Annotated in this window: 27 protein-coding genes; 13 read left to right on the top strand and 14 right to left on the bottom strand. The window is 72.6% G+C overall.

Annotation, left to right across the window (positions count from 1 at the left end; translation table 11 throughout):
• Position 1: 1 nt before the first annotated feature.
• Genes ACWDY5_RS31140 through ACWDY5_RS31130 form a run of 3 tightly spaced genes read left to right on the top strand, consistent with a single transcriptional unit; the run spans position 2 to position 5,953 of the window.
• Positions 2-3,169, top strand: coding sequence for a lantibiotic dehydratase (locus tag ACWDY5_RS31140; RefSeq protein ID WP_449725706.1), 3,168 nt, complete (start codon positions 2-4; stop codon positions 3,167-3,169).
• A 1-nt stretch (position 3,170) separates the two neighbouring features.
• The gene (locus ACWDY5_RS31135; RefSeq protein ID WP_449725705.1) at positions 3,171-4,997 is read left to right on the top strand and encodes an ABC transporter ATP-binding protein; all 1,827 of its coding nucleotides are present in this window, start codon (positions 3,171-3,173) and stop codon (positions 4,995-4,997) included.
• Positions 4,994-5,953 (top strand): LLM class flavin-dependent oxidoreductase, encoded by a 960-nt coding sequence (locus ACWDY5_RS31130; RefSeq protein WP_449725704.1) that lies wholly within the window; start codon positions 4,994-4,996, stop codon positions 5,951-5,953. The genes ACWDY5_RS31135 and ACWDY5_RS31130 overlap by 4 nt, the downstream gene beginning before the upstream one ends.
• A gap of 9 nt (positions 5,954-5,962) precedes the next feature.
• Here the strand turns inward: ACWDY5_RS31130 and ACWDY5_RS31125 are convergent, their stop codons facing one another.
• Both ACWDY5_RS31125 and ACWDY5_RS31120 read right to left on the bottom strand, forming a co-directional pair.
• The gene (locus tag ACWDY5_RS31125; protein WP_449725703.1) at positions 5,963-6,421 is read right to left on the bottom strand and encodes an SRPBCC family protein; all 459 of its coding nucleotides are present in this window, start codon (positions 6,419-6,421) and stop codon (positions 5,963-5,965) included.
• 58 nt (positions 6,422-6,479) lie between these two features.
• Entirely contained in the window at positions 6,480-7,358 is an 879-nt protein-coding gene (locus ACWDY5_RS31120; protein WP_449725702.1) for a helix-turn-helix domain-containing protein, read from the bottom strand.
• Positions 7,359-7,463: 105 nt separating this feature from the next.
• Here ACWDY5_RS31120 and ACWDY5_RS31115 point away from each other — a divergent pair, with 105 nt between their 5' ends.
• The 4 genes from ACWDY5_RS31115 to ACWDY5_RS31100 are packed head-to-tail and all read left to right on the top strand — an operon-like array spanning position 7,464 to position 10,695.
• Positions 7,464-7,955 carry a TspO/MBR family protein gene (locus ACWDY5_RS31115; RefSeq protein WP_449725701.1) on the top strand — a complete coding sequence of 164 codons (492 nt, stop codon included), beginning with the start codon at positions 7,464-7,466 and terminating at the stop codon, positions 7,953-7,955.
• Between the two features lie 13 nt (positions 7,956-7,968).
• Entirely contained in the window at positions 7,969-9,423 is a 1,455-nt protein-coding gene (locus tag ACWDY5_RS31110; RefSeq protein ID WP_449725731.1) for an SDR family oxidoreductase, read from the top strand.
• A gap of 60 nt (positions 9,424-9,483) precedes the next feature.
• Complete coding sequence (locus ACWDY5_RS31105; protein ID WP_449725700.1) at positions 9,484-9,768, top strand: WhiB family transcriptional regulator; 285 nt, start codon at positions 9,484-9,486, stop codon at positions 9,766-9,768.
• A 15-nt stretch (positions 9,769-9,783) separates the two neighbouring features.
• Positions 9,784-10,695 carry a MerR family transcriptional regulator gene (locus tag ACWDY5_RS31100; protein ID WP_449725699.1) on the top strand — a complete coding sequence of 304 codons (912 nt, stop codon included), beginning with the start codon at positions 9,784-9,786 and terminating at the stop codon, positions 10,693-10,695.
• A 112-nt stretch (positions 10,696-10,807) separates the two neighbouring features.
• On the opposite strand, the gene ACWDY5_RS31095 is transcribed toward ACWDY5_RS31100, so the two are convergent.
• The gene (locus tag ACWDY5_RS31095; protein ID WP_449725698.1) at positions 10,808-12,268 is read right to left on the bottom strand and encodes a glycoside hydrolase; all 1,461 of its coding nucleotides are present in this window, start codon (positions 12,266-12,268) and stop codon (positions 10,808-10,810) included.
• A gap of 244 nt (positions 12,269-12,512) precedes the next feature.
• Between ACWDY5_RS31095 and ACWDY5_RS31090 the strand changes: the two genes are divergently transcribed.
• Positions 12,513-14,072, top strand: coding sequence for an alpha/beta hydrolase (locus ACWDY5_RS31090; protein WP_449725697.1), 1,560 nt, complete (start codon positions 12,513-12,515; stop codon positions 14,070-14,072).
• Between the two features lie 7 nt (positions 14,073-14,079).
• Here the strand turns inward: ACWDY5_RS31090 and ACWDY5_RS31085 are convergent, their stop codons facing one another.
• The 4 genes from ACWDY5_RS31085 to ACWDY5_RS31070 are packed head-to-tail and all read right to left on the bottom strand — an operon-like array spanning position 14,080 to position 17,643.
• A complete protein-coding gene (locus ACWDY5_RS31085; RefSeq protein WP_449725696.1) occupies positions 14,080-15,660 on the bottom strand; it encodes a DUF5722 domain-containing protein in 1,581 nt (526 codons plus the stop codon).
• A 44-nt stretch (positions 15,661-15,704) separates the two neighbouring features.
• Positions 15,705-16,199 carry a dihydrofolate reductase gene (locus ACWDY5_RS31080; protein WP_449725695.1) on the bottom strand — a complete coding sequence of 165 codons (495 nt, stop codon included), beginning with the start codon at positions 16,197-16,199 and terminating at the stop codon, positions 15,705-15,707.
• The gene (locus ACWDY5_RS31075) at positions 16,196-16,993 is read right to left on the bottom strand and encodes a thymidylate synthase (RefSeq protein WP_449725694.1); all 798 of its coding nucleotides are present in this window, start codon (positions 16,991-16,993) and stop codon (positions 16,196-16,198) included. The genes ACWDY5_RS31080 and ACWDY5_RS31075 overlap by 4 nt, the downstream gene beginning before the upstream one ends.
• A 32-nt stretch (positions 16,994-17,025) precedes the next feature.
• On the bottom strand, positions 17,026-17,643 hold the full coding sequence (locus ACWDY5_RS31070; RefSeq protein WP_449725693.1) for a 2'-5' RNA ligase family protein: 618 nt from the start codon (positions 17,641-17,643) through the stop codon (positions 17,026-17,028).
• Positions 17,644-17,701: 58 nt separating this feature from the next.
• On the opposite strand from ACWDY5_RS31070, the gene ACWDY5_RS31065 reads away from it, so the two are divergent.
• Genes ACWDY5_RS31065 through ACWDY5_RS31050 form a run of 4 tightly spaced genes read left to right on the top strand, consistent with a single transcriptional unit; the run spans position 17,702 to position 20,682 of the window.
• On the top strand, positions 17,702-18,100 hold the full coding sequence (locus ACWDY5_RS31065; RefSeq protein WP_449725692.1) for a TOBE domain-containing protein: 399 nt from the start codon (positions 17,702-17,704) through the stop codon (positions 18,098-18,100).
• A gap of 1 nt (position 18,101) precedes the next feature.
• A complete protein-coding gene (gene modA / locus ACWDY5_RS31060; protein ID WP_449725691.1) occupies positions 18,102-18,854 on the top strand; it encodes a molybdate ABC transporter substrate-binding protein in 753 nt (250 codons plus the stop codon).
• A complete protein-coding gene (gene modB, locus ACWDY5_RS31055; RefSeq protein ID WP_252481452.1) occupies positions 18,851-19,654 on the top strand; it encodes a molybdate ABC transporter permease subunit in 804 nt (267 codons plus the stop codon). Before modA ends, modB begins: the two co-directional genes overlap by 4 nt.
• Positions 19,651-20,682: an ABC transporter ATP-binding protein gene (locus ACWDY5_RS31050; RefSeq protein ID WP_449725690.1), complete on the top strand. Its 1,032-nt coding sequence runs from the start codon at positions 19,651-19,653 to the stop codon at positions 20,680-20,682. Before modB ends, ACWDY5_RS31050 begins: the two co-directional genes overlap by 4 nt.
• 5 nt (positions 20,683-20,687) lie before the next feature.
• Here the strand turns inward: ACWDY5_RS31050 and ACWDY5_RS31045 are convergent, their stop codons facing one another.
• The 5 genes from ACWDY5_RS31045 to ACWDY5_RS31025 all read right to left on the bottom strand — a co-directional run bounded on the left by ACWDY5_RS31045 (position 20,688) and on the right by ACWDY5_RS31025 (position 24,275).
• The gene (locus ACWDY5_RS31045; RefSeq protein ID WP_449725689.1) at positions 20,688-21,512 is read right to left on the bottom strand and encodes a phosphotransferase family protein; all 825 of its coding nucleotides are present in this window, start codon (positions 21,510-21,512) and stop codon (positions 20,688-20,690) included.
• Positions 21,512-22,018: an SRPBCC family protein gene (locus ACWDY5_RS31040; RefSeq protein WP_449725688.1), complete on the bottom strand. Its 507-nt coding sequence runs from the start codon at positions 22,016-22,018 to the stop codon at positions 21,512-21,514. Before ACWDY5_RS31040 ends, ACWDY5_RS31045 begins: the two co-directional genes overlap by 1 nt.
• A 138-nt stretch (positions 22,019-22,156) precedes the next feature.
• Positions 22,157-23,158 (bottom strand): alpha/beta fold hydrolase, encoded by a 1,002-nt coding sequence (locus ACWDY5_RS31035; protein ID WP_449725687.1) that lies wholly within the window; start codon positions 23,156-23,158, stop codon positions 22,157-22,159.
• Between the two features lie 26 nt (positions 23,159-23,184).
• Positions 23,185-23,652, bottom strand: coding sequence for a DinB family protein (locus ACWDY5_RS31030; protein WP_449725686.1), 468 nt, complete (start codon positions 23,650-23,652; stop codon positions 23,185-23,187).
• Positions 23,649-24,275, bottom strand: coding sequence for a class I SAM-dependent methyltransferase (locus ACWDY5_RS31025; RefSeq protein WP_449725685.1), 627 nt, complete (start codon positions 24,273-24,275; stop codon positions 23,649-23,651). Before ACWDY5_RS31025 ends, ACWDY5_RS31030 begins: the two co-directional genes overlap by 4 nt.
• Before the next feature lie 76 nt (positions 24,276-24,351).
• Between ACWDY5_RS31025 and ACWDY5_RS31020 the strand changes: the two genes are divergently transcribed.
• Positions 24,352-24,921 carry a helix-turn-helix domain-containing protein gene (locus ACWDY5_RS31020; RefSeq protein ID WP_449725730.1) on the top strand — a complete coding sequence of 190 codons (570 nt, stop codon included), beginning with the start codon at positions 24,352-24,354 and terminating at the stop codon, positions 24,919-24,921.
• A gap of 10 nt (positions 24,922-24,931) precedes the next feature.
• Here ACWDY5_RS31020 and ACWDY5_RS31015 read toward each other — a convergent pair whose 3' ends face one another.
• Positions 24,932-25,354, bottom strand: coding sequence for an MmcQ/YjbR family DNA-binding protein (locus ACWDY5_RS31015; RefSeq protein ID WP_449725684.1), 423 nt, complete (start codon positions 25,352-25,354; stop codon positions 24,932-24,934).
• Positions 25,355-25,377: 23 nt separating this feature from the next.
• On the bottom strand, positions 25,378-26,385 hold the full coding sequence (locus ACWDY5_RS31010; protein WP_449725683.1) for a helix-turn-helix transcriptional regulator: 1,008 nt from the start codon (positions 26,383-26,385) through the stop codon (positions 25,378-25,380).
• Between the last annotated feature and the right edge of the window lie 6 nt (positions 26,386-26,391).

Genomic DNA, 26,391 nt, shown 5'->3' with positions numbered 1-26,391 from the left:
GATGACCGAGTCCCGTTACCGCGCGAGCGAGTTCTACCTGATCCGCACGCCCGCCCTGCCCGCGGAGACCTTCCGCGAGCTGCTGGCCGGCGAGGGCGGCGACGAGCAGCGCCGCGCCGAGGCCCTGGCCCGGCTGCGCGCGCTGGCCCAGACCCCGCTGGTGCGCCGCGCGCTGGCCGTGGCCAGCAACGACCTGGTGGACGCGCTGGACCGGCTGGACGCCGACGGCGGCGGCAAGAAGAGCAAGCGGGTGCACTCCCGGCTGCTGCGCTACCTGACCAGGATGTCCACCCGGCCCACCCCGTTCGGCGCCTTCTCCGGGATCGCGCTCGGTGAGTTCGCCGAGCGGACCACGCTGGAGCTCGGGACGCCCGCGGTGCACCGGGGCCGGGTGCGCGCCGACATGGGCTGGCTGCTGGCGCTGATCAAAGATCTCGAACAGGACCCGGCGCTGCGCCCGCACCTGCGGCTGGTCCGCAACGCGGGCGCGCACCTGCGCGGCGACCGGCTGGTGCTGCCCTACGCCGACATCTACGGCCGCGCGGACAACCGCAGCGTGCGGGTGCGCGCCACCGCCGCGGTCACCGCCGTGCTGCGCATGGCCGCCACCCCGACCCCGGCCGAACAGCTCGTCGACGAGCTGGCCCAGGAGTTCCCCGACGTGCCACGGGACCGGGTCGCCGGACTGGTGGAGCAGTTGCGGGAGCTCAACTTCCTCATCAGCGACCTGCGCCCGCCGCAGTCCAGTCCATTCCCGGAACAGCACGTGGCCAAGCGGCTCACCGGGATCGAGGCGGCCGCGCCGGCCACCGAGGCGCTGCGCGAGATCATCGAGCTGGTGCACCGGGCCGCCGCCGAGCCGGGCACCGAGCCGCTGCGCGAGCTGCGGGCCGCCCAGCAGGCGCTGGTGCCCGGCCACCAGAGCGACACCTTCCAGCTGGACTCCGCGCTGGACCTGCACGGCGCCGGGCTCAGCCACGCGGTCGGCGCGGCCGTGGCCGACGCGGTGGACTGCCTGATGCGCCTGGCCGCCGCGCTGCCCGGCCACAACCACCACCTGGTGCAGTACCGGGAGGCCTTCACCGAGCGCTACGGCGACCACGCCCTGGTCCCGGTGCTGGACGTGCTCAGCCCGGACACCGGCCTGGACGCGCCGTACAACTACCTGGAACCGCCGCGCTCGCACCCGGTGCCGAACAACACCCCCGAACCGTCCACAGCGGACTACGACCTGCTGCTGACCGAGTTCGCCAGCCAGGCCTGGTGCGCGGGCGAGACCTCGGTGGAACTGACCGACGCCTGGCTGGACCGGATCGCCCCGGCGGCCGGCAAGCCCGCGCTGGGCCTCTACCCGGCCCTGGACGCCTACGCCCAGCTCCAGCTCACCGATCCGGACGGCCGGATCGACGACGGGCAGTGGCGGCTGGTGCTGCGCGAGCTCAGCCTGGCCTACGGCGGGCGCACCAGCGGGCGCTTCTTCGACCTGCTCGGCGAGGACGCGCTGGGCCACCTGCGCGAGCACGCCCGGCGGGTGCGCGCCCTGCAACCCGAGGCGGTGCACGCCGAGCTGTGCTTCCTGCCCACCTCGGGGCGGGCGGCGAACGTGGCGTTCCGGCCGCTGCTGCACGAGTACGAGGTGCCGGTCAACGCCACCCCGTCGACGCGGCCAGAGCGCACCATCAGCCTAGCCGACCTGCACGTGGGCGTGGCCGGGAACCGGTTCTACCTGTGGTCGCGGACCCTGGGCCGCGAGGTCGTGGTCACCCAGGGGCACATGCTCGGCCCGCACCTGGCGCCCAACGCGGCCCGGTTCGTGCTGGAGGTCTCCCAGGACGGCTACGTCATGCCCACCGGATTCCGTTGGGGCCCCTTGGAGAACCTGTCCTTCCTGCCCAGGGTCACCAGGGGCAGCGTGGTGCTGCGGCCCGCGCAGTGGACCCTGCGCGCCGCGGACCTCACCGGTGACTTCGGCACCGCGCTGGCCGCCTGGCGGCAGCGGTGGCGGGTGCCGCGCTACGTCTACCTGGTGGACGAGGACAACCGGCTGCTGCTGGACCTGGAGCACCCACTCGGCCTTGACGAGCTGGCCGGGCAGGTCCGCGGCGGGCACGGCCCTGCGGTGCTGCACGAGATGCTGCCCGCCTTCGACGACCTGTGGCTGTCCGATGTGGACGGTGCGAGGTACCTGGAGGAGATCGTGGTGCCGCTGGTGGCGCACTCCGCCGAGGACACCGCGCGCAGCCCGGTGCCGCTCTCCGGCAGGCTGGAGTCCATCGCCGAGGTCGGCGCCAGCCGCAGCCTGCGCCGTCGGCACCTGCCCGGCGAGGAATGGGCCTACCTCAAGCTGTACTCCGCCTTCAGCAGGCACGACGAGATCATCGCCGGACCGCTGCGCGAGCACATCGCGGCGCTGCGCGAACAGGGCCTGATCGACCGCTGGTTCTACCTCCGCTACGCCGATCCCCAGCCACACCTGCGCATCCGCTGCCGCGCCGCCGATCCGGGCGCGGCCACCGAGGTGCTGCACCAGCTGATGGCCTGGGGGCGCGGGCTGGTCGAGGCGGACCTGGCCTTCGACACCGCGGTCGCGACCTACCTGCCGGAGATCGAGCGCTACGGCGGGCCGCGGACCTTCGAGCCGGTGGAGGACCTCTTCACGGTCAACAGCGACAGCACGGTCGAGCTGGTCGCGCTGCTGCAACAGGACGAACCCAAGCTGCGCCCGGAGTTCGTCGCGATCGCCACGGTGGACGCCCTGTACCGGCAGTGGGGCCTGGCCCCGCAGGAGCGCCCGGCGCTGATCCCGCCGGTGGCCGAGTCCGAGGCGGTGCGCAAGGAGTTCCAGGCCAACCGCGACTACCTCGGCGAACTGCTGCTGCCGTGGGACTTCCGGCCACACCGGGAAGGCCGCGCGCACCACGAGCTGATCAACGGCCTGCTCGCCCCGCAGGCCGGGGCGGTGGCTGGGGCGGCACAGGCGGTCCGCGCCGCGATCGCGGCGGAGACGTTGTGGGGCAACGAGTTCAGCGTGCTCGGCAGCCTGGCGCACATGCAGGTCAACCGGTTGATGCCGGTGGACCTGCCCAGGGAGTCGGAGTGCTACGCGCTGTGGCGGCACGTCCTGCGCGCCGTCGGCGGCCGCCCGGCACACCTGCGAGGGGATTCCTGAGATGGCGAAGAGGTTGCGCGACAACGACTGGCTGCGCATCGCCGCGATGCTGTGGCGGCTGAGCCCGGTACGGGTGGGTGCGCTGATCCTGGTCACCGTGGCGGTGTCGGTGGTGCCGGCGGTGCAGCTCCAGCTCACCGCGAGCGCGGTGCAGTCGGTGGCCGACGCGGTCACCACCGGCAGCACCGAGGGCCTCACCGGGCAGGTGTTGTTCGTGGGCCTGCTGATCGTGGCGGTCAGCGTGGCCGCGCACCTGTCCGGGGTGTGGCACCAGTACCTGGACGCGGTGCTGCGGCTGCACCTGGCCACCGCGGTCGGTGAGCAGGTCATGCGCAAGGGCACCCGGATGGACCTGCAGGACTACGAGAACGCCGACTCCTACGACAAGCTGCAGCGGGCCTTCCAGGAGAGCAGCGGCGCCAACATCCACCAACTGTTCGCCGACACGCTCTCCACCGCCCGCGAGCTGATCACCATCGTGTCGGTCTCGGCGGTGCTGTTCTCCTGGCACCCGTGGATCGCGCTGCTGATCCTGCTGGCGCCGGTGCCCTCCGCGCTGGCGCAGATGTGGTACGGCAAGAAGATGTACGAGATCGAGTACGAACGGGCCGCGGACCGGCGGCAGCTGTTGTACTTCCAGTACCTCACCACCACCGACCACTCCTTCAAGGAAGTCCGGCTGTTCCAGCTCGGTGACTTCTTCATCGGCCGGTACCGGGAGCTCGTGCACCGCTTCCTCAAGGTCGACCGCTCGATCAACCGCAGGCAGTCGGTCGCCTTCGGGCTGCTCGGCCTGATCAGCGTGCTGGCCTCCGGCGCGGCGCTGATCTACGCGATGCTCACCACCATGGGCTCCGGCCAGATCGGCCAGCTGGCAGGCTACCTCCAGGCCATCGGCGTGGTGCAGGCGTCAGGGCAGGCGCTGCTGGTCGGGCTGGCGATGCTGTTCCAGAACAAGCTGTTCGTCAGCAACCTGTTCGAGCTGTTCGACCTGCCGGAGCGGCAGATCGGCGGCGGGAACCGGCCCTTCCCCGCACAGCTGAGCCGGGGCATCGAGTTCCGCGAGGTCAGCTTCACCTACCCCGGCACCAGCGCACGCGTGCTGGACCGGGTCAGCTTCACCATGCCCGCGGGCGAGTGCGTGGCGCTGGTGGGGCAGAACGGCGCGGGCAAGACCACCCTGGTGAAGCTGCTGACCCGGCTCTACGAGCCCACCGGCGGGCAGATCCTCCTCGACGGGGTGCCGATCCAGGAGTACGACCTGGATGATCTGCGCCGCAACATGGGTGTCATCTTCCAGGACTACATCCGCTACGAGATGAGCGTGCGGCACAACATCGGTTTTGGCGCGGTGGAACACATCCAGGACACCGACCGGGTCCGCGCGGCCGCCACCGCCAGCGGCGCGGACACCGTGGTCGAGGGCCTCGGCGGTAGCTACGACGCCATGCTGGGCCGCCACTTCGCCGAGGGCAGCCAGCTCTCCGGCGGGCAGTGGCAGAAGGTCGCACTCGCCAGGGCGTTCATGCGGGGCGCGCCGGTGGTGGTGCTGGACGAGCCGACCGCGGCCATCGACGCCGAGGCCGAGGCGGAGATCTTCGGCCGCTTCCGCACCATCGCGCGCACCTCGACCAGTCTGCTGGTGGCGCACCGCTTCTCCACCGTCCGGATCGCCGACCGGATCATCGTGATCGAGGGCGGCAGGCTGATCGAGCAGGGCACACACGCGGAGCTGATGCGCCGGGACGGGCACTACGCCTACCTGTTCAACCTGCAGGCCGCCGGGTACCAGCCGGAGCCGGACACCGAGGCGGTCGGCCCGGCATGAAGGTCTCGCTGATGGTGCCGGTCATGCCGCACGAACCCGAGCACCTGCCGGCCTATGCCGAGCTGGTCAGGGACAGCGGGGCGCACCGGCTGTGGCAGGGCCAGTCGCTGGCGCTGGAGACCTTCCAGGGCTTCGCCTACCTGGCCGGGCGCGGACTGCGGGTGCCGGTGGGCACCAGCGTCACCCTCACCGCGCTGCGCCACCCCTACGAGGCGGCCCTGCAGGCCCGCTCGCTGGCCAGGCTCACCGGGCACGACCTGGTGCTGGGCCTGGGCACCGGCACCCCGGAGCTGGTGGCCTCGCTGCGCGGGCGGCCCTACGGCAGTCCGCTGACCGCCGCCCGCGACCAGCTCACCATCCTGCGTGCCCTGCTGGACGGCAAACCCGTGCAGCACGAGGGCCGCTACGACACCATGCTGGGCGCGCTGCCCGAGTTCGCGCATCCCCTGGTGTCCCTTGGCCTTGGTGTGCTGCGGCCCGGCATGGCCAGGGTGGCCGGGGAGCTGGCCGAGGTCGCGATCACCTGGCTCACCCCGCCGGCCTACCTGCGCGAGGTGCTGCTGCCGGCACTGCGCGCCGCGGCCGGGGCGGCGGGCAGGCCGGTGCCGAGGGTGGTGGCGGTGGTGCAGGTCGCGGTGGCCCGGCCCGGTCGCGATCCGCACCTGGTCGCGCTGAACGGCTCGCGCGAGCACCTGGCCGCGCCGCACTACACGGACATGCTGCGGCGGGCCGGGCTGCGCGTGCACCCGGCGCAGGTCGCGCTGAGCGCCCGCGCGCTGGTGCGCGCCGGCGTCTTCCTGACCGGCACGGTCGACAAGATCGCCGAGGGCTTGGCGGAGTACCGGGCGGCCGGGGTGGACGAGGTGGTGCTCAACACCGCCGGGGTGCACCTGACCGAGGGCCGCACCGCCGCACTGGACGACCTCGCCGAACTGCTGGCCGCCCGGCCCGGCTGAGCCGTCCGGCTACAGGTCCTTCGAGCTCAGTGGCTGGCTGGCCGCGTAGTCGGCCAGGCCGTCGGCCATCCGCTGCATGGTCTGGCTCATCACGCGCCGCATCATCCGCCGCATGCCCCACCTGGCGGTGTAGGTGCCGTGCCAGTTGATGATCGTGCCACCATCGGGGGCCGGGGCGAGGTCGATGACCGCGCGGTAGTCGCGCAGGACCCAGTTGAAGGCGTCCTGGTAGGTCAGCTGCTTCTCCTCGGTCAGCCCGGTGATGCGTTCGCCGGTCACCGTCCGCCCGGTGCGGAAGGCGCGGACCGCGCCGACCGGGTCCCGGCCGTTGCGGTCAAGACCGCTGGAGCGTTCCGGCACCAGACTGTCCACAGTGGACCAAGCCGGCCAGGTGCGGGCGTCCAGCAGCAGTCGCCAGACCACGGCCGGGGGCGCGGGGGTGGTGGCGGTCGCGTGGTATTTCTGCACGGCTCGAAACTAGGCCGGGCCGCGACCGTGGGACATGCGGTGGATTGCCCGGTATCGGTCAGATCTTGCGGTAGACCGAGGGCCGGACGCCGACCTGGCCGAGGAAAGCCGAGGACAGCGCGCCTGGGCTGGCGAAGCCGCAGCGTTCGGCGATCTGGTCGATGGTCAGGTTGGTGCCGGTGAGCAGTCGCCGGGCCTGCTCGATCCGCAGCCGGGTCAGGTGCCGGTGCGGGGTCTCGCCGGTCGCCTCCCGGAACACCCGGATGAAGTGGAAGACGCTCAGGTGCACCTGGGCGGCGATGTCGGCCACCCGCAGCGGCTCGGCCAGCCGGTCCCGCATGATCGCCGCGGCCGCGCGGACCGCGGTGTGCTCGGGGCCGGGCCGCCGCGGTTGTCTGCCCTGGGTGAGCAGGTGGGTGACCAGGAAGGCCGCGGCGGACTCGGCGTAGAGGTCGTTGGCGTCCTGGGCGGCGGGCAGGGCGCGGACGAGGTGTTCGACCAGCGGGTCGCCCGCGGTCAGCGCGGCCGAGAGCGCCTGGAAGTCCGGTTCCGCGCCGCCGAGCTGGGCCGCGGTCCGGCGCACGGTCGCGGACGGGATGTGCACCTGGACGGTGCGCATCGCCGACCTGGACCGGTAGCTGCGCACGCTGGCCAGGCCAGGCACCATCAGCTCCAGGCTGCCGGGCACCCAGCGGCGGCGGACCGGTCTGCCGTCGGCGCTCACCTGGATGTCCACGTCCCCGGCCACGCACAGCACCAGGTGCAGGTCGGCCACGCCGGGCAGCGGCAGGCACTCGGCCTCGGGGGCGTGCTCGAAGCTCTGCACGAGCATCGACCGCCAGCCGGACTCGCCCCAGCTGCAGTACTCCCGCCGCACGGACTTCGGCGAGCCGGGGTTCGCATACGGCGCCAGGTCGAAGTCGGCCGAGTCGAACACCCCGCCCAGTCTAGAGATCGCGACATCCGGCGGCCGGCCTTCCGGTTGTCCACTTCCTGCCGCCATCCTAGAATCGATTCACATTCGATTCAGCTCGGAGGAGTCGTGGCCGCTGCCACCCACCCGACCGTGCCCCGCCAGCTCGGCGCCGGCGCGGTCTTCGCCGTCTCGGTCGTGCTCGCCGCGGGCCTGGGCGCGCTGGCCAGCACGAGCACCTCGGCCGACTACCTGGCCCTGCGCCAGCCGTCCTGGGCCCCGCCGTCCTGGCTGTTCGGTCCGGTGTGGACGGTGCTCTACGCGATGATCGCCATCTCCGGCTGGCTGCTCTGGCGGCACACCAGCGGCCCGGCGGCCCGCTCCGCCCTCGCGGCTTACGGCGTGCAGCTGGCGCTCAATGCGGCCTGGACCCCGATCTTCTTCGGCGCGCGGCTGTACGGCCTGGCCTTCGCCGAGCTGGTGCTGATGTGGGTGGCCATCGGCGTGACGGTGTGGCGCTTCTTCCCGCTGCACCGGACCGCGGCGGTGCTGCTGCTGCCGTACTGGGCCTGGGTGAGCTTCGCCGGGGCGCTGAACTTCGCCATCTGGCGACTGAACTGAGCTGGTGACCAGCATGCGTTGTGTCGTCTTCGGCGCCACCGGCTACCTCGGCGGCAGGCTGGTGCCCGCGTTGCTGCGCGCCGGGCACCGGGTGCGGGCAGTGGCCCGCGACCCCGGCAAGCTGGCCGAGGTGCCCTGGCGGGCCTCGGCGGAGATCGTGCCGGGCGACGTCCTCGATCCGGACTCCGTCGCCGAGGCCGTGCGGGACCAGGAGGTCGTCTACTACCTGGTGCACTCGCTGAACCGCCGCGACTTCGTGGCCCTGGACCGCGAAGCCGCCCGCACGGTCGCGCGAGCCGCCGCCGAGGCGGGCGTGCGCCGGATCGTCTACCTGGGCGGGATCACCCCGACCGGGGAGCAGCTGTCGCCGCACCTGGCCTCGCGGGCGGAGGTCGGGGAGATCCTGCTCGCCTCCGGGGTGCCCACCGCGGTGCTGCGCGCGGCGATCATCCTCGGCTCCGGCTCGGCCAGCTTCGAGATGCTGCGCCACCTCACCGAACGGCTGCCCGCGATGGTCACCCCGCGCTGGGTGCGCAACCGGATCCAGCCGATCGCGGTCCGCGACGTGCTGCACTACCTGGTGCGCGCCGCCGAGCTGCCGCCGGAGGTGAGCCGGGGCTTCGACATCGCGGGCCCGGACGTGCTCACCTACCTGGCGATGATGCGCCGGTACGCGGTGGTGGCCCGGCTGCCGCGCCGGCTCGTGCTGCCGGTGCCGGTGCTCACCCCGTGGCTGTCCGCGCAGTGGGTGAACCTGGTGACCCCGGTGCCCAACAGCATCGCGGTGCCGCTGATCGAGTCGCTGGTGCACGAGGTCGTCCAGCAGGACAAGGACATCGCCGCGCACATCCCCGGCCCCGACGGCGGCCTGACCCCCTACGAGCGGGCCATCGAGCTGGCGCTGGCCCGGATCAGGGACGCCGACGTGCCGACCCGCTGGTCGGACGCGGGCGACCCGGCCGACCCGCTGCCCACCGACCCGGAGTGGTCCGGCGGCACCCGCTACCTGGACGTCCGCGAACGGCACACCCCCGCCGAGGCTGAGACCGTGTGGCGGGTGATCGAGGCCATCGGCGGCGAGCACGGCTGGTACTCCTTCCCGCTGGCCTGGTCGGTCCGCGGCTGGATCGACCGCCTGGCCGGTGGGGCCGGCCTGCGCAGGGGCCGCCGCGACCCGCGCCGCCTGCGCGCGGGCGAGGCCCTGGACTGGTGGCGGGTGGAACACCTGGACCGCCCGCGCCTGCTGCGGCTGCGCGCGGAGCTGCGGGTGCCCGGCCGCGCCTGGCTGGAACTGTCGGTGACCCCGGCGGACTCCGGCGGCTCGGTGTACCGACAGCGGGCGATCTTCGAACCGCACGGCCTTGCCGGGCACCTGTACTGGAAGTCGGTCGCGCCCTTCCACGCGGTGGTCTTCGGCGGCATGGCCCGCAACATCACCGGCACGGCCGAGCGCCGGCCTTCGAGTTGAATCGGTTGCGAATCGGTTCTACCGTAGGGGGCGGAACCCTCAGCCAGGAAGGAGCCGGTGATGCCCGAACTGAGCCGATTGCCCAAACCGGTCGCCGAGGAGTGGGACTGGCAGCTGCGCGCCGCCTGCCGGGGCCGCGACGCGGCGCTGTTCTTCCACCCGTTCAACGCCCGAGGCGTCAGCCGAACGGCCCGCGAGGAGGCGGCCAAGGCCGTCTGCGCCTCCTGCCCGGTGGTGCCGGAGTGCAGGCGGCACGCGCTGGAGACCGAGGAGGTGTTCGGGGTCTGGGGCGGCCTTGGAGAGAATGAGCTGCGCGAGCTGATCACCCAGCAGCGGCGAAGATGAGGGGAGCGTCCCGGCATGATCGGACCTGGGGAGAAGTCGGCCTCGGGTGAGTGGACGCCCAAAGCGGTGGCCCAGCGACTGGGCGTCTCCGCGATCACCCTGCGCACCTGGGAACGCCGCTACGGCCTCGGCCCCGGCGCGCACCAGCCGGGCAAGCACCGCCGCTACACCGAGGAGGACGTGCGCAGGCTCCGCCGCATGGTCGAGCTGACCGGCCAGGGCATGGCCGCGGCCGCGGCGGCGGCCACCGCGCTCGCCGAGCCGGACCCGGCGGCCGGGCCGGTGTTCCCCGCGACGCCCGAGCTGACCACCGAGTCGGCCGTGCGCGGACTGCACGCGGCCGCGCTGCGCATGGACGCGCCCGCGCTGCGCCACCTCACCCGCACCGCGATCGCCGAGTTCGGCGTGATCGCGGCCTGGGAACGGGTGTGCACGCCGGTGCTGGTCGAGCTCGGCCAGCGGGTGGCCGAGTCGGGCAGCGGCGTGGAGATCGAGCACGTGATCAGCGACAGCATCGAGCACGTGCTGCGCGAGCTCACCCACCTCCCCGAACAGGGCAGGCTGTGCGCACTGCTCGCCGCCGCCCCCGACGAACAGCACACCCTGCCCCTGGACGCCCTCGCCGCCGCACTGGCCGGCCTGCGCCGCAGCTCCCGCATGCTCGGCGCCAGGGTGCCCCCGGCCGCGCTGCTGGGCGCGGTGCACCGGTTGCGTCCGCTGGTGACGGTGGTGTGGTCGCACCAGCCGGAGACCGCGCTGGCCGCTCCGGCGCGGGAGCTGACCGAGGACCGGCGGACGGTGCTGGTGCTGGCCGGTCCGGGCTGGGCGGAGGTCGAGATCCCGGAGCACGCGCGGCGGATGCACGACCTGCGCGGGGCGGTGCGGTTCATCGACGAGGCAGCGAGCAGGCGCTGGGCGCTGTCATGACAGTCGCGACCCTACTGCTCTCGCAGGGAGTCAGTTAGCCGCCGCCCGCTGCGCCATTGGGCGATGACCGCCATCCGGTGGAAACCCCGGGACACCGCCTGGCGTGCCGGTGTCAGACCACCACCCCGTCGAGCTGGAAGGTCTGCACCGCCCCGGCGGCGAAGGCGGAGCGCAGGAGCTTGCCGTCCAGGCGGGCGTCCACCCGGTGGGTGTACTTGTCGCCGCCGCCGGAGGTCTGCGTGGACCAACGCGGAATCGTCCCCGTCGGGAGCGTGCGGAACCGGGACAGGTCGAAGGTGATCGTCTGGGCCGCGCCGGGGTTGACGGCCACCAGGACGAGGCGGCGGGCGGCGGGATCGTAGGCGGCCACGGCGTTGTCGGCGGCCGCGCCGATGATCCGCATCCCTGGCCGGATGTGCCGGGTGAACTGGGCCAGCACGTAGAGCTTGGTCTGCACCGCGCCGGGCTGCAGGGTGTTCGGGTCGTAGGCGATCAGCGCCCAGTCCGGGGTCGGGTCCATCACCTGCCAGTAGCACCAGGCGGTCGGGTGCAGGTGGCGGAAGTCCAGGCACAGGTTGCGCGCCATGGTCAGGCCGGTGCCGTCACGTTCACCGCTCTCGGAGTTCCACAGGACCTTCCCGGCGGCGCGCACCTCCCGGCCCAGCAGGTCGCGGCGGCCGCCCGCGCCCTGGTAGCCGTGCACGTTGACCTGGTCGACGATCGCCTTGGTGGCGGCGTCGAAGCTGTTCCAGGTGGTGCGGGCCAGGTCGTAGCTGGTCTCGTCGGAGGCGGAGATCCGGGTGGCGGACAGGCCGCGCCGGTCCAGCTCCGCGCGCAGGTGCCGCAGCACGCTGCGCTGGGTGGTGGCGTCGATGTGGCAGCCCTCCTGCTTGCCGTCCGCCCGCCACCAGTCCGAGGACGGTTCGTTGAACGGCTCGACGGTGGCGAAGCGCACGCCCCAGCTGTCCCTGGCGCGCCGGGCCACCTCGGCGAGGTGGGCGGCGTGCTGGCGGTGGTTCCAGGACTGGAGGTTGTTGCCGCCGCTGGCCGATCCGGACGGATTGTGGTTGGCGCACATCCACCACATCGGCGAGTTGGCGAACAGTTCGCTGATCGCGCCGCGCTGGGTCGCCATGACCAGCGCCGCGCGCTGCTTGGCATCCGCCGACCACTTCCAGGCCGAGGACGCCGGGTCCTCGTTGCGCCAGTCCTGCCAGAACCCCTCGATCTGCTTGAACCGGGGGATGTTGGGCGAGACCGCCATCTTCGCCCCGTCGACGGTGTTCCAGCCGCACGCGCCTAGGTTGTAGCGGGCGATGTTCATGCCAAGGCCGGGCAGCGCGAGGCCCCGGTAGCTGACGGACTTGGTGGTGAACCACAGGTCGGCGAAGTCCTCGCGGTCGCCGAAGACGTTGGCCCACCAGGCAAGTGAGGTGCCCCAGCCTTCCCAGCGCCCGTGGTCGGCGCCCGGGTCGACGGGCACGGTGGTGGCGGCGTGCGCCGTGCCCGCACGCAGGGCACTGCCCGCGGCGGCGGCCGCGGCGGTGAACAGCACTGTCCGACGGTTGATCATGGGACCTCCCGATGCCGGGGCGTTTCCAAGCTAGGAAAGCGTTTTCCACCTTGGCACGCAAGAGGAATCGTGGCAACACACCGCTGTCGCCGTAGTCGAACGCGTTCGACGACCATCGACGCCGTGCCCCCGGCCCCCCGGCCCCCCTGCCGGAACCGGTCAGCCGCCGCTATTGACTGTGCCGCGACGGCACGGTTTGGACTCTTCGGTGTCCGCAGGATCGACCCGAAAGAGGGGGAACAACATGCGCAGGCGATCGCTCGCCGCCGTGGTCGTCCCGGTGCTCGCGGGTGGGCTCATCGCCGGGATGTCCCCGGCGCTGGCCGACCCGGCCGAGGCGCTGAACACCACGCACATCCCGGCCCGCTACGCGAAACAGGCGCTGGACTGGCACCTGTGCACCGCCGAGGAGCTGCCCTCGCCGGTGCCGGAGCTGGAGTGCGCCACCTACCGCACGCCGAGGGACTGGGAGCGCCCGCACCAGCGGCCGGAGCTGACCATCGCGATCAGCCGGTTCACCGCCACCGGGAAGGCCACTGCCTCGGTGCTGACCAACCCCGGCGGCCCCGGCGGCCCCGGCCGGACGCTGCCCGCGGTCTTCCGCAACCAGAGCAAGCTGCGGGAGCACCAGGAGGTCATCGGCATCGACACCAGGGGCACCGGCAAGAGCACCAATGTCAGCTGCGGCGGCGCGATGAGCCCCGAGCTGATCCCGGACTCGCGCAACCGGGACCCGCGCAACCTGGACCTGGTCGTGGACACGGTGCGGCGGCAGGCGGCCGACTGCCGGAAGGCCTCCGGCGAGCTGGGCCCGTTCATCAACACCTTCCAGATGACCAAGGACCTGGACCTGCTGCGGGTGCTGCTGCGCCGGGACAAGATCAACTGGATCGGCTACTCCGCGGGCACCTGGCTGGGCGCGCACTACGCCCAGCGGTTCCCGAACCGGGTCGGCCGGTTCGTGCTGGACTCCGCGACCGAGTTCACCGCGAGCTGGCAGCAGTCCTTCGACTGGCAGCCGATGGCCTTCGAGCGGCGCTGGCGGCAGGACTTTCTGCCCTGGATCGCCCGCTACGACGGCAAGTACCACTTCGGTGCCACCGCCGAGGCGGCCCGGCAGACCTACGAACGGATCCGGCAGGCGCTCAGCCGCAAGCCGGTGGTCATCGACGGCGTGAAGATCGGCCCGAGCGAGCTGGACCTGCGCACCCTCGGCGAGCTCAAGTCCAAGGCCCGGTTCACCGCGCTGGCCGAGGACTTCGTCCGGCTGCGCACGCTGATTGAGCCGGGCACGCCGGAACAGGCCAAGATCGAGGCTCGGGACGGCCTCAAGGAGGGCGTGGCCAAGCAGCGGGCCGAGGCGCCGGACGCGCTGCTGGCCACGCTGTTCAACACGCTGTGCAACGACGGTCCGTGGACCGGTGACCGCGAGTCGCTCATCCGCCGCTCGCAGCAGTTCCTCGACCGCGGCCAGACCCTGCACAGCGGCTGGATGGGCTTCCAGGTGTGCGCGTTCTGGGACAACCAGCCGCGCCCGCTGCCCAAGCTGGACGGCAAGGGTGTGCCGCCGGTGCTGATCGTGCACGCCGAGCACGACGGGGCCACCGCGATCGAGGGCGCGCGCCGGGCGCGCGCGGGCTTCGCGAACTCCCGGCTGCTGACCGTGACCGGCGAGGGCGACCACGGCGTCTACGGCATGGGCAACCCGGCCGTGGACAAGATCGTCAACGCCTACCTGGTCGACGGCGTGGTCCCGGCGGACCAGAACGTGCCCGGCATGCCGCTGCCCGTCCCGGCAGGCTGAGCCGCGCTCAGGCCGCCGTGTAGCCGAGCAGCGCTTCGGCCCGGTGACCCTCGCACTGCGGATCGGCGGCCACGAAGTGGTCGCCGGTCCGCGGCACCAGGCAGCGGTAGAGCGCGGTCCGGCCCGGCGCGGGGGCGGTGTGCACCGAGCCGACCGGACCGAGCGGCGGCAGCCCCTCGCAGCGCGGATCGGTGGTGAGCAGGTTGTGCCCGCCCACCCCGCACTCGTAGAGCACCGCGGCCCGGGCCGCGGGCTCGCGCAGCAGCAACCAGGACTGCTGGGCGGTGAAGCCGGGCGGCAGCAGCCGGGAGGTGGCCCAGTGGCCGCGGGCCGGGTTGAACCCGCGCACCAGCCTGGTGTGCGGCAGCTGCTCGAACCCGCAGGACAGCCCGCCCCGGCCGAGGTCGGCGCGGTTGGCCAGCGCCCAGGTCGTCCACGCCGGTTTCGGCGCGCCGTTGTCCTGCCACAGACCCAGCGCGAGCCCGGCGCCGGTCTCATCGGGGTGGTCGCGCATCCGGTGGTACACGTGGCTGGTCACCCCAGGGGTGCCCAGCACCGCGCGGAAGGAGTCGCAGACCGCGGCGGCCTGCCGCTCCGGCGTGGACGGCGCGCTGGAGTTGATCCCGCTCTCGGTGAGCTGGATGTCGGTGGCCGCGACGCTGCCGGGGAACTCCGCGGCCAGCCACCCGGCCAGCACGCCCAGGTTGCCGTAGGTGACGTACGGGAAGTCGTCCGCGCTGATCTCCGGTCGCCGCAGGTCCCGTGGGTACGGGTGGAAGGCGACCCGCCACTGCCGCGCCCCGGCCCGCGCGGCCAGCGCGCGCAGCACGTTCTGCCCGGCCAGCACCGGTTCCCGCGCCGCGGGGCTGTCCAGCTCCGCGCCGAACCGGTTGTCCAGCGAGATCAGCACCTTGGCGTGCGGCTGCTCGGCGATGACCCGGTCGTAGGCGGCCACGTACAGCTCGCCGATCTCTTCGAGCCACCGCTGCCGGTCGCAGGGCACGCCCTGGCCGCAGCCGATGTCGAACCAGGTGTTGGTGTTCACCTCGTTCAGCACCACGAAGTCGGCCACCCGCCCGTGGCCGCGCAGCCCGCTGTACCGGCGGGCCAGCATGCCGGCGAACCGGGCGTAGTCGGCGGCCTGGTTCGGCGTGCAGTGCACCTCGAAGCCCGGCTCGGCCGGGGAGCACGGCTTGGCGTAGCGCGCCCACGCCGGGGTCCCGTAGGTGACGCCGGTGACCACCAGCCCGCGCGCGGACCAGTCCTTGATCGCGCTGTCCACCTCGGCCGGGACGCTGAAGCAGTGGTTGTCGAAGAACTCCTCGCCCTCGGCGCAGGGCGCCGGTTTCCGGCTCGGCTCCCACTCCGCCCAGACCAGGTTCAGCGCCACCCCGCCGGTGTTGTTGCCCGCGATGGTGTCCTTGTCGGCCCAGGAGTCCGGCTGGATGGACTTGATCCGGTAGCCGTCGCGTGCGGGGTAGGGCAGCGGATCCGTGGTGGCCGAGGCCAGCGCGGTGAGCAGTCCGCCGCAGAGCAGGACGATCAGCGCGACGACCAGCGACGGCGTGCGGCTGAGGTGGACCTTCACCAAGTGCTCCGTTCCGGCGCGTCGACAGTGGCTCGGCTGTTGGCCTACCCGCTGTTGATGCTGCCAGAAACGAGGGCCGAGGGGTCCCAGGTCAGGAAGCGGTAGTGCAGCCCGGTCTCGGACTCCTGCCAGGCCCCCGCGGAGTCCGGCGCGCGGCCCACCCCCGGCGCGTGCGTGTCCCCTTCGAAGGTCTCGCGGATCTCGGTGACCACGATCCGGTCGGCGAACGGCAGCGCCGCCCGGTACACCGCCGCGCCGCCGATCACCCACACGTCGCCTGCCGCGGCGGCCAGCGCCCGCGCCAGGTCGGGGAAGGTCTCCACGCCTTCCTGCGGGGTGCGCGAGAGCACCAGGTTGCGCCTGCCCGGCAGCGGCCGGAACCGCGGCGGCAGCGACTCCCAGGTGCGGCGGCCCATCAGCACGGTCGCGCCTGCGGTCAGCGCGCGGAAGTGCCTGAGGTCCTCCGGCAGGTGCCACGGCAGCGTGCCGTCGCGGCCGATGACGCCGTTGGCCGACTGCGCCCAGACCAGCCCGATCACACCGCCACCGGCGCCTTGATGCCGGGGTGCGGGTGGTAGCCGTCGACGGCGATGTGCTCGTAGGTGTAGTCGAACAGGCTGTCCGCGGGCTTGAGGCTCAAGCTCGGGAACGGCCGCGCCTGGCGGGCGAGCTGGGTGCGCACCTGCTCCTCGTGGTTGTCATAGATGTGGCAGTCCCCACCGGTCCAGATGAAGTCGCCGACGCCCAGGCCGACCTGCTCGGCGATCATGTGCGTGAGCAGCGCGTAGCTGGCGATGTTGAACGGCACGCCGAGGAAGAGGTCCGCGCTGCGCTGGTAGAGCTGGCAGGAGAGCTTGCCGTCGGCGACGTAGAACTGGAAGAACGCGTGGCAGGGCGGCAGCGCCATCCGGGGGATGTCGGCCACGTTCCAGGCGGAGACGATGATCCGCCGGGAGTCGGGGTTCTCCCGCAGCGTGCGCAGCACCTCACTGATCTGGTCGACGTGCCCGCCGTCGGGGGTCGGCCAGGACCGCCACTGCACCCCGTAGACCGGGCCGAGGTCGCCGTCCGGCGCGGCCCACTCGTCCCAGATGGTCACACCGTGTTCTTGCAGCCAGGTGACGTTGGCCTCGCCGCGCAGGAACCAGAGCAGCTCGTAGGCGATCGAGCGGAAGTGCACCTTCTTCGTGGTGATCAGCGGAAAACCGTCGGCGAGGCGGTAGCGCAGCTGGTGACCGAAGATCGACCGGGTGCCCGTGCCGGTGCGGTCCTGCTTGCGCGCGCCCGTGTCGAGTACCTGGCGGAGCAGGTCTTCGTACTGCGTGTCCAGCATGCCCGCGAGCCTAGACGAGGGGCCCGGCCCGCTCAGCGACCCAGGGCCAGTGCGGCGAGCTCGGTCCAGCGGAACTGGCACAGCTCGGTGTCCACCAGCACGTCCACCAGCCGCACGCTGTCCACGGTGAGCGTGGCGCGCAGGTCGGTGGCCTGGCGCAGCTGCCCGGCCAGCACCCCGGAGTCGCCGTCCCCGGTGGCGTAGGCGAGGGTGATGTGCGGCCGCCCGCCGGAGAAGCGCACGGCCTCCGCGCCGAAGACCGCAGCCGCGGCGGCCCGCACCCGCCGGGTCAGCTCGGCGAAGTCCCGGTCGGGCACCAGGTCCAGCGCGACGCTGCTGCGACCGGCGATCGCCGGACCGCAGGTCACGGTGAAGGCGGGCACCTCGCGCACGGCCGCGCGCAGCCGCTCGGTGAGCTCCGCCCGCTGAGCTGCTGGCACGTCCCTGGCCGCGACGCCGTCGACGACCATCAGGGTGGCGTGCAGCCATTCCTCGGGCTGGCGGGCCACGAAGTCCACCCCGGCGAGGACGTCCTGGTAGGCGGCCACCAGCGGGGCGATCTCGGCCGGGTCGGGCACGAAGTAGGCGTGCGGCTTCGTCCAGTCCACTGGCCAGCGCAGCTTGAGCTGCTCCATCAGGTACGTGTCCACGGCGGCGGGACTTTACCCTGCCCTGGCGATCCGCTGACGCGGACCTATACTCGCTTTCATGCCGAATCTGCGGATCAGTGAGGCGGCCGCGCTGCTGGGCGTCAGCGATGACTCCGTGCGCCGCTGGATCGACCAGGGCCGCCTGACCGCGATCACGCTGGACAACGGCCGCAAGGGCGTGGCCGGCACCGAGCTGGCCGCCTTCGCCCAGCAGCTGTCCGAGTCGGCCGAGCCCGGCGTCACGGTCGCCGCCTCCGCGCGCAACCGGATGAAGGGCATCGTCACCCGCGTGGTCAAGGACGGGGTGATGGCGCAGGTCGACATGCAGGCAGGCCCGTTCCGGATCGTGTCGCTGATGAGCCGGGAGTCCGCGGAGGAGCTCGGCCTCGAGGTCGGCAGCGTCGCGGTGGCCTCGATCAAGTCCACCCATGTCGTCGTCGAGATCCCGGAGGCCTGAGGTGCGGAAACTGCTCGTGGTGCTCGCGGTGCTGGCGCTGGCCGGCTGTGGCACCGCGCAGCCGGGCTCCTCCCCGGCCGGCGGCACGCTCACCGTGTTCGCCGCCGCCTCGCTGACCGAGTCCTTCACCAAGCTGGGCAAGGACTTCCAGGCCGCCAGCCCCGGCACCACGGTCAAGTTCAACTTCGCGGGCAGCTCGGCGCTGGCCCAGCAGCTCAACCAGGGCGCGCCCGCCGACGTGTTCGCCGCGGCCGCCCCGGCGAACATGAAGCAGGTGACCGACACCGGCACGGTCACCGCCGCGCCGGTGACCTTCGCCAGGAACACGCTGCAGATCGCGGTGCCCCAAGGGAATCCGGCCAAGGTCACCGGGCTGGCCGACTTCGGCAGGGCCGAGCTGAAGATCGCGTTGTGCGCCGGGCAGGTGCCCTGCGGCGCGGCCGCGAAGAAGGTGTTCGAGGCGGCCGGGATCACCGCGCGGCCGGACACCCTGGAACAGGACGTCAAAGCGGTGCTGACCAAGGTCTCCCTCGGCGAGGTCGACGCCGCGCTGGTCTACCGCACCGACGTCAAGGCCGCGGGCGGAAAGGTCGAGGGCAAGGACTTCGCCGAGGCCGCCCAAGCGGTCAACGACTACCCCATCGCGCCACTGGCCAAGGCCCCCAACACCGTGGCCGCCAAGGCTTTTGTCGACTACGTCCGCTCGGAGAAGGGCCGCGCGGTGCTCGCCGAAGCCGGCTTCGCGGCCCCATGACCAAGACGCGCAGGGCACGGGGACGGCGGCCGCTGATCCTGGTGCTGCCCGCGGTGATCGGGCTGGTGTTCCTGCTGGTGCCGCTGGCCGGGCTGCTGGTCACCGCGCCCTGGACCACCTTGCCCGGCAGGCTGTTCAGCCCCGAGGTCGGCCAGGCGCTGCGGCTGTCGGTGGTCTGCGCGAGCCTGGCCACGGTGCTGTGCCTGCTCTTCGGCATCCCGCTGGCCTGGCTGCTGGCCCGCGGCGAGGTGCCCGGCCGGGGGTTCCTGCGCGCGCTGGTCACGGTGCCGCTGGTGCTGCCGCCGGTGGTCGGCGGGGTGGCGCTGCTGCTGGTGCTGGGCAGGCGCGGGCTGCTCGGGCAGTACCTGGACCAGTGGTTCGGCATCTCGCTGCCGTTCACCACCGCGGGCGTGGTGCTGGCCGAGGCGTTCGTGGCGATGCCGTTCCTGGTGATCTCGGTGGAGGGCGCGTTGCGCGCGGCCGACCCCCGCTTCGAGGAGGCCGCCGCCACCCTGGGCGCCTCCCGCTGGCTCACCTTCCGCCGGGTCACCCTGCCCTCGATCATGCCCGGCGTGGTCGCGGGCACCGTGCTGTGCTGGGCGCGGGCCCTGGGCGAGTTCGGCGCCACCATCACCTTCGCCGGCAACTTCCCCGGTGAGACCACCACCATGCCGCTGGCCGTCTACCTCGCGCTGGAAAGCGATCCGGACGCCGCGATCGTGCTCAGCGTGGTGCTGTTGCTGGTGTCGGTCGGCGTGCTGGCCGGTCTGCGCGACCGCTGGATCAGTGGCGCCTCATGACCCTGCGCGCCTGCCTGCGAGTCACCCGCGAGAACTTCGCCCTCGACCTGGACCTGACCATCGAGCCCGGCGAGGTGGTCGCCCTGCTCGGCCCCAACGGCGCGGGCAAGACCACCGCGCTGCGCGCACTGGCCGGACTCTTGGCCTCCGACAGCACCATCCGGCTCGGTGAGTCCACTTGGGACGGTCTGCCCACCGAGCTGCGGCCGATCGGCGTGGTGTTCCAGGACCACCTGCTCTTCGCCACCATGACCGCACTGGACAACGTCGCCTTCGGCCTGCGCGCCCGCGGCCAGCGCAAGACCGAGGCCAACGCCAGGGCCGCGCACTGGCTGGCCAAGGTCGGCCTCGCCGACCACACCGCGGCCAAGCCCAGCACCCTCTCCGGCGGCCAGGCCCAGCGAGTCGCCCTGGCCCGCGCGCTGGCCACCGACCCCGCACTGCTGCTGCTCGACGAACCCCTGGCCGCCCTGGACGCGAGCACCCGGCTGCGGGTGCGCGCCGAGCTCGGCAGGCACCTGCGCGACTACCCCGGCCACACCCTGCTGGTCACCCACGACCCGCTGGACGCGATGGTGCTGGCCGACCGCCTGGTCATCCTCGAACACGGCCGCGTGGTGCAGCAGGGCAGCCCGCGCGCGGTGGTCCGCCAGCCGCGCACCGACTACGTCGCCCACCTGGTCGGCCTCAACTTCTACCGCGGCACCGCCCACGACACCGAGATCCACCTCGACGAGGGCGGCGCGCTCACCGTCGCCGAACCGGCCACCGGCCCGGTGCACGTGGTGTTCCCGCCCAGCGCGGTGAGCCTGTACCCGGAGAAACCCGTTGGCAGCCCGCGCAACACCTGGCGGGCCACCGTCGCCGGGATCGAACAGCACGCGCACACCACCAGGATCGAACTGGACGGCACCCCGGCCGTGCTGGCCGACATCACCACCGCCACCGTCGCCGACCTGCGCCTGCACCCCGGCGACACCCTGTGGGCCTCGGTGAAGGCAACCGAGATCCACACCTACCCCCGCTGACCGGCTCAGCGGTACCCCAGCAGCCCGTCCGCCAGCTCCTCCTGGTCCCCATCGCGCAGCCCGGACAACGCCTGCTGCAAGGCGAAAGTGCCGCCGATGGCCGTCGCCCGGTCAAGCAGTCCCTCGTCCGGAGGAAGGTGTGCCAGCACGGCACGCGCCATCTCCTCGCCGTAGCTGGCCCGGATCGCGGCCAGGTCCTCCGCCTGGTCCCCCAACGCGGCCTCGTCCCAGTCCACCACCCCGGACAGTCGCGGCAGGCCGTCCTGTTCGCACCACAGCACGTTCTCGCCGCCGAGGTCGCCGTGCACCAGCCCGGTGACCCGGTGCGGCAGAGCGGTGACCGCGGCCAGCTCCGCCTCGGCCCTGGCCCGGCCGGACTCGGACATCAGCGGGAACAACTCGGCCCGGACAGCCTCCGCGAACTCTGCCCAGCGGCCCGCCGACGGCAATCCGGCCTTCACCCCGGCCAACTCCCGCAGCAGCGCGCCGAAACCGGCGGCCACCGCCTCGAACACCGGCCGCGCGGCCAGCCGATCCGCCGCCAGCGGCGTGCCAGGAACCCGGCTGAGCACCAGGCAGGCAGGGTCACCGTCCACTTCGGACAGAGGGACGGGGGTGGCGAAGCTGAAGCCCGAGTCGGCGATTGAGCGCAGCCGGGACGCGCGCCCGGGTAGCCGGGACGCGGCCGAGGCGGTGCGGGCGAAGCACACCACCCGGTCCGCGCCGATGACCACCTCGTGGAACTGGCCCCGGTGCACCACCAGCTCATCGAGGTCCGCCCCGGGCAGCTCCCGGCGCAGCACCTCGCGGTGCGGATCAGAGATCGGCATCAGGCGGCTCGCCTGCGGACCACGCGCTCCAGGATGCCGAGGGTGGCCTTGAGCGCGGACTCGGGCACCACCGGGAAGACCAGGCGCTGCTTCCATTCCGGGGGGAGCTCCGACCAGTCGTAGTAGGAGGTGACCAGGGTGCCGTCCTCGGCGGGGGCCAGGCGGTAGCCGTAGATGTGCCGGAGGTGCGGGCGGACTCCGGCTTCCACGGTCCAGGCGATCTCCCGCTCCGGGACGAGCGTGGTGATGATCACCTCGACCTGGTACTTGCCGAGGGGACGGTCGCCGAGGGCTTCCCGGTCCATGTGCACCCGGAACCGGTCGCCCGCCTGGGTGACCGGTTCGCCTTCGGCGTCCATGAGCATGCCCGAGGCGTCGATGTCCACGTGCCCCAACGGATCGGTCAGGACCGCGAAGATCGCGCTCGCCGGCGCGGGGATGAGCCGGGACACCTCGATCCGTTCCGCGCTCCCGGCGGGTTGGGTGGCGGGGTCGTTGGTGGTCACGTTGTACCTCTCCGAGCGGGCGGCGGCCGGGGTCGACGATAGCGAGGAGCACGCGGTGAGCCTGGCCGTGGTGCGCGAAGCGCTGGTGCGGGTGGTCGGCGAGGGCCTCCGACCGCCGCCGGACTGTCCGAGGACTGATCACCCCTTCAAGAAGCGCAACAGTTCCTCGGTGACGAACCCTGGGTTTTCCTCGACAAGCCAGTGTCCGGCCTTGGGCACATCGACCGCGCGCACGATGTCGCTCAGCCGGGGAGCCACCGTCGCCTTGATCGCCTCCGCCTGTCCCTGCGCGGCCATCACCAGAGCCGGCACCCGCACCGGCGCGGTCGCCACGGTGTCGCGGACGTCCTTGTCCAGGGCGCGGTAGAGCTCGAAGCCGCCGGAGAGCGCCTCGGGCCGAGCATAGGTCCGCGCGTACTCGCTGATCTCGTCCTCGGTGAACGGCGACCGGTCCGAGGTGCCGCCGAAAGCCGTGCCGCCAAAGGAAACCTGTGGGTAGAACAGCTTCAGGTACTCGCGCACGTCGTTGCCGACCACGGCCTCGGGCACTCGCCGCTGGGAGTGGAAGGCGATGTGCCAGCTCAGCGAGCGGTAGGTGGGCCCGTCGATGCCGGGACCGGGCAGCGGCAGGTCGAGGTAGCCCAGCCGCGCGGTGTCGGCCGGGAACTGGGCGGCGTACTGGAAGGCCACCGCGGCGCCGAGGTCGTGCCCGACCACGCGGGCGTCCCGCAGGCCGAGCCGGTCGGCGATCAAGGTGTGCACGTAGCGGGCCAGGGTGGCCTTGTCGTAGCCGGTCGGGGTGCCGGTGCTGTCGCCGAGCCCTGGCAGGTCGACGGCGTAGACGGTGTGGTGCTCGGCCAGCGCGGGCATGATCGGCCACCAGCCGTACCAGGTCTGCGGCCAGCCGTGCAGCAGCACCACCGGCGTGCCGCGGCCCCCGGTCACGTAGTGCATGCGGACACCGTCGACCTCGGTGAACTCGTGCCGGAAGGTGCCCGCGAACTTCGGGTCGCCCTGTGTGACCGCGGCGTGCGCGGGCACCTCGGGGGCGGCGGCCGGTGCGGCACAGGCCGCGCCGGTGAGCAGGAGGGTCAGCGCAAGAGCCGTTGCCGCACGGGCGAACCTTGATGTGGAGATCATGTTCTCTGTCCTATGTAGACGGTGGATCAGCGCCCGGTGGCACCGTCGATGAGCTCGCGCAGGATGTCGGCGTGGCCCGCGTGGCGGCCGGTCTTCTCGATCAGGTGGGTCAGCGCCCAGCGAGCGCTGGCGCGGCCACCAGGGATCGTTGCGCCGAGGTCGGTGCAGCGGTCGAGCACCTCGTTCGCGCGCTCGACGGTCTCCCGGTAGCGGGCGAGCACCTCGGCGACGCTGTCCTGCGGTGCGGCGTGGAAGGTGGCCTGCCAGTCGGTGACCTTCGCGCCGAGGAAGGTGGCGCGCTCGACGAAGGTGAGGTGGTTGAGCAGGCCGAGCAGGTTGGTGCCCGAGGGCACCCCGGCGGTCCGCACCTGCGGTTCGGGCGCGCCCTGCACCTTCGCCGCGATCGAGTCGCGCAGGTAGTCCAGGAACCCGCGCAGGGTCTCGGCTTCGGTGCCGCCGGTGCGCGGCGGTGGCTGGTCGCGGCGGCGGGTCATGCGGCCCGCCGGAGCAGCAGGACGTGGTCGGTGACCTCGGCGGTGCGCCCACCCGGCCCGGTGGCGATCCTGCGCGGCGACTCGGCCCGCTGCACCGCCCACTCCCCCGGATCGAGGTCGAGCCCGGCCGCGACCTCCTGCGGCGAGGGGAAATGCGCGTCCGGGTCCTGGTTCCAGGACCACGGCGCGGTCGAGCCGTGGTCCACGACCAGCAGCCGCCCGCCCGGGCGCAACGCGTGCGCCGCGGTGCGTAGGACGCTCGCCCGGTCCAGATCGAACGGGGTGTGCAGGTAGTGCGCGGAGATGAGGTCGAACCTGCCGCTGGGGAAGGATTCGCGCAGGTCGTGGCTCTGGGCGTGGAGGTGTTCGCCGAGGCCGAGGGACTGGGCGCGGGCGGCGAGCCGCTGGGTCGCCACGGCCGAGATGTCGACCGCGGTGACCTGCCAGCCCCGGCGGGCCAGCCACAGCGAGTCGCCGCCGCTCCCGCAACCCAGGTCCAGCGCGAGGCCGGGCGGCAGGTCGGTGGTCAGGTCGACGAGCGTGCTGTTCGGCCTGGGGTCGTCGGCGGCCGGACGGGCGGCGTAGAGGTCGTCCCAGAAGGCGACCGGGTCGGTGCTGTTCATGCGGCCAAGTCTCGCCAGCGGCCGGATCGACTGGCACGGATTCTTGCCGTTCTGGCAACCTGATCCCGTGGACGACATGGATAACGTGCTTGAGGCGGTCGGACCGCGGCTGCGGGCGCTGCGCAACGCCCGCAGCATCACCCTTGCCGATCTAGCGGTGACCACCGGCATCTCGGAGAGCACCCTGTCCAGGCTGGAGAGCGGACAGCGCAAGGCGACCCTGGAACTGCTGCTACCGCTGGCGCGCACCTACGACGTGCCACTGGACGACCTGGTCGGCGCGCCCCGCACCGGCGACCCCCGCATCCACCTCAAGCCGATCCACCGGTTCGGCCTGACCTTCGTGCCGCTGTCCCGGCGGCCGGGCGGGGTGCAGTCGTTCAAGATGCTCATCCCGGCCCGGCGGGAACCGGTCGAACCAACCCCGCAGACCCATCCCGGCTTCGAGTGGCTGTACGTGCTCAACGGCCAGCTGCGGCTGCTGGTCGGCGACCGCGACCTGGTCCTGCCGCCCGGTCAGGCCGCCGAGTTCGACACCTCCGTGCCGCACTGGCTGGGCAGCGCCGACGGGGAGGCGGTGGAGCTGCTGGTGCTGTTCGACCCGCAGGGGGTGCGCGCGCACGTGCGGCCCAGCGCGGAGCGGTAGCGGGAGCGGCTCAGTGTTCCGCGCGGTCGCGGAGCCAGGCGGCGGCCCTGGTCGGCGAGGCGCGGGACAGCCAGGCGTCCTGCACGACCTCGGTCAGCTCCCGCAGGGTGAGCTCGCCGATCCGGCTGGCCCGCACCAGCACCGACGGGTGACCGTTGAAGTGCGGCGTGGTGAAGAACGGCGACCCTTGATCTTGGACCAGAGCCTGCTTGTCGTGTTCGGAGGGCACCCAGAACACGATCACGTCCGGGTAGCGGGCACCGGTTTCCGGATCGACGGCATCGGGGCGGGGGTTGCGGAAGAACACGAACGACTTCCGGCCGACCTGGTAGACCGGGTTGTCAGCGGTGCCCAGCACCACCGTGACGTGGGGCATCCCCAACGCCAGCTCGTGCACGTCCTGCACCCGCGCCCGGCGCGATCCTGCCGACATGACCACAGCGTACGTCCGCGTGCCTACTCCACGGCGCGGGCGTAGCGGCGGCCCAGGGTGCGGAGGTGCTCGACCAGCTCGGGTGGTTCGGTGACGTGGAAGTCCAGGCCCAGCATGCCGATGTAGACCGCGATCATCTCCAGGCTGTCCGCGCCGGTGACCAGCACCGAGGTGGACTCGTCCACGGCCTCGACCACGCCGACGGCCGGGTTGATCCGGGCCAGCACGTCTTCGGCGGGGGCGCGCACGGTGATCCGGGCGTGCACCTGCCACCCGGCGGTGGCCACATCGCGCAGCACGAAGCTCGCGTAGTCGCCGCCGGGGAACTCGACCGGGGTGAAGCGGCGGCCGGTGGCCATCCGCAGGGTGATCCAGTCGGCCCGGTAGGTGTGCCAGGCGCCGGTCTCGGGTCCGCGCGCCACCAGGTACCAGTGCCGTTGCCAGCTCACCAGGCGGTAGGGCTCGACCAGCACCGGCCAGTCGCCGAAGGGCGCCGAGGCGTCGTTGCGGCGCGGGGTGTCGTCCTCGCGGACCGGGGCGGTGTAGTCGAAGCGGAGCAGTTCGGAGTCACGGACCGCGGCCGCGACGGTGGCCAGCACGGCCGCGTCCACGACCGGGTCTGCCACGTTGCTGCCGGTGTTGTCCGGGCCTTCGGAGACCGCCTGGTGCAGCGCGGTCACCTGCCTGCGCAGGCGGTGCGGCAGCACCTGTTCGAGTTTGCTCAAGGCGCGGGCGGCGCTCTCCTCGATGCCGGTGACGCCCCGGCCGGCCCGCAGGCCGATCGCGACCGCCACCGCCTCCTCGTCGTCGAGCAGCAGCGGCGGCAGCTTCGCCCCGGCGCCCAGCCGGTAGAACCCGGCGGGCCCGCGCTCGGCCTCGACCGGGTAGCCCAGCGTGCGCAGTCGCTCGATGTCGTTGCGGATCGTGCGGCCGCTGACCGCCAGCCGTTCGGCCAGCTGGGCGCCCGTCCACTCCGGCCGGGACTGCATCAGCGCGAGCAGGGCGAGCAGCCTCGACGAGGTGTCCAACATGAACTT

The organism is Crossiella sp. NPDC003009 (genome assembly GCF_053591555.1).
This window is presented reverse-complemented; position numbering and strand designations above follow the sequence as displayed.

Excerpts from the sequence above, each read along its gene's own strand:
- ACWDY5_RS31140 (WP_449725706.1), top strand. The coding sequence starts at position 2 with ATGACCGAGTCCCGTTACCGCGCGAGCGAGTTCTACCTGATCCGCACG.
- ACWDY5_RS31135 (WP_449725705.1), top strand. The coding sequence starts at position 3,171 with ATGGCGAAGAGGTTGCGCGACAACGACTGGCTGCGCATCGCCGCGATG.
- ACWDY5_RS31130 (WP_449725704.1), top strand. The coding sequence starts at position 4,994 with ATGAAGGTCTCGCTGATGGTGCCGGTCATGCCGCACGAACCCGAGCAC.
- ACWDY5_RS31110 (WP_449725731.1), top strand. The coding sequence starts at position 7,969 with ATGCGTTGTGTCGTCTTCGGCGCCACCGGCTACCTCGGCGGCAGGCTG.
- ACWDY5_RS31105 (WP_449725700.1), top strand. The coding sequence starts at position 9,484 with ATGCCCGAACTGAGCCGATTGCCCAAACCGGTCGCCGAGGAGTGGGAC.
- ACWDY5_RS31100 (WP_449725699.1), top strand. The coding sequence starts at position 9,784 with ATGATCGGACCTGGGGAGAAGTCGGCCTCGGGTGAGTGGACGCCCAAA.
- ACWDY5_RS31095 (WP_449725698.1), bottom strand. The coding sequence starts at position 12,268 with ATGATCAACCGTCGGACAGTGCTGTTCACCGCCGCGGCCGCCGCCGCG.
- ACWDY5_RS31090 (WP_449725697.1), top strand. The coding sequence starts at position 12,513 with ATGCGCAGGCGATCGCTCGCCGCCGTGGTCGTCCCGGTGCTCGCGGGT.
- ACWDY5_RS31075 (WP_449725694.1), bottom strand. The coding sequence starts at position 16,993 with ATGCTGGACACGCAGTACGAAGACCTGCTCCGCCAGGTACTCGACACG.
- ACWDY5_RS31065 (WP_449725692.1), top strand. The coding sequence starts at position 17,702 with ATGCCGAATCTGCGGATCAGTGAGGCGGCCGCGCTGCTGGGCGTCAGC.
- modB (WP_252481452.1), top strand. The coding sequence starts at position 18,851 with ATGACCAAGACGCGCAGGGCACGGGGACGGCGGCCGCTGATCCTGGTG.
- ACWDY5_RS31050 (WP_449725690.1), top strand. The coding sequence starts at position 19,651 with ATGACCCTGCGCGCCTGCCTGCGAGTCACCCGCGAGAACTTCGCCCTC.
- ACWDY5_RS31045 (WP_449725689.1), bottom strand. The coding sequence starts at position 21,512 with ATGCCGATCTCTGATCCGCACCGCGAGGTGCTGCGCCGGGAGCTGCCC.
- ACWDY5_RS31035 (WP_449725687.1), bottom strand. The coding sequence starts at position 23,158 with ATGATCTCCACATCAAGGTTCGCCCGTGCGGCAACGGCTCTTGCGCTG.
- ACWDY5_RS31030 (WP_449725686.1), bottom strand. The coding sequence starts at position 23,652 with ATGACCCGCCGCCGCGACCAGCCACCGCCGCGCACCGGCGGCACCGAA.
- ACWDY5_RS31025 (WP_449725685.1), bottom strand. The coding sequence starts at position 24,275 with ATGAACAGCACCGACCCGGTCGCCTTCTGGGACGACCTCTACGCCGCC.
- ACWDY5_RS31020 (WP_449725730.1), top strand. The coding sequence starts at position 24,352 with ATGGATAACGTGCTTGAGGCGGTCGGACCGCGGCTGCGGGCGCTGCGC.
- ACWDY5_RS31015 (WP_449725684.1), bottom strand. The coding sequence starts at position 25,354 with ATGTCGGCAGGATCGCGCCGGGCGCGGGTGCAGGACGTGCACGAGCTG.
- ACWDY5_RS31010 (WP_449725683.1), bottom strand. The coding sequence starts at position 26,385 with ATGTTGGACACCTCGTCGAGGCTGCTCGCCCTGCTCGCGCTGATGCAG.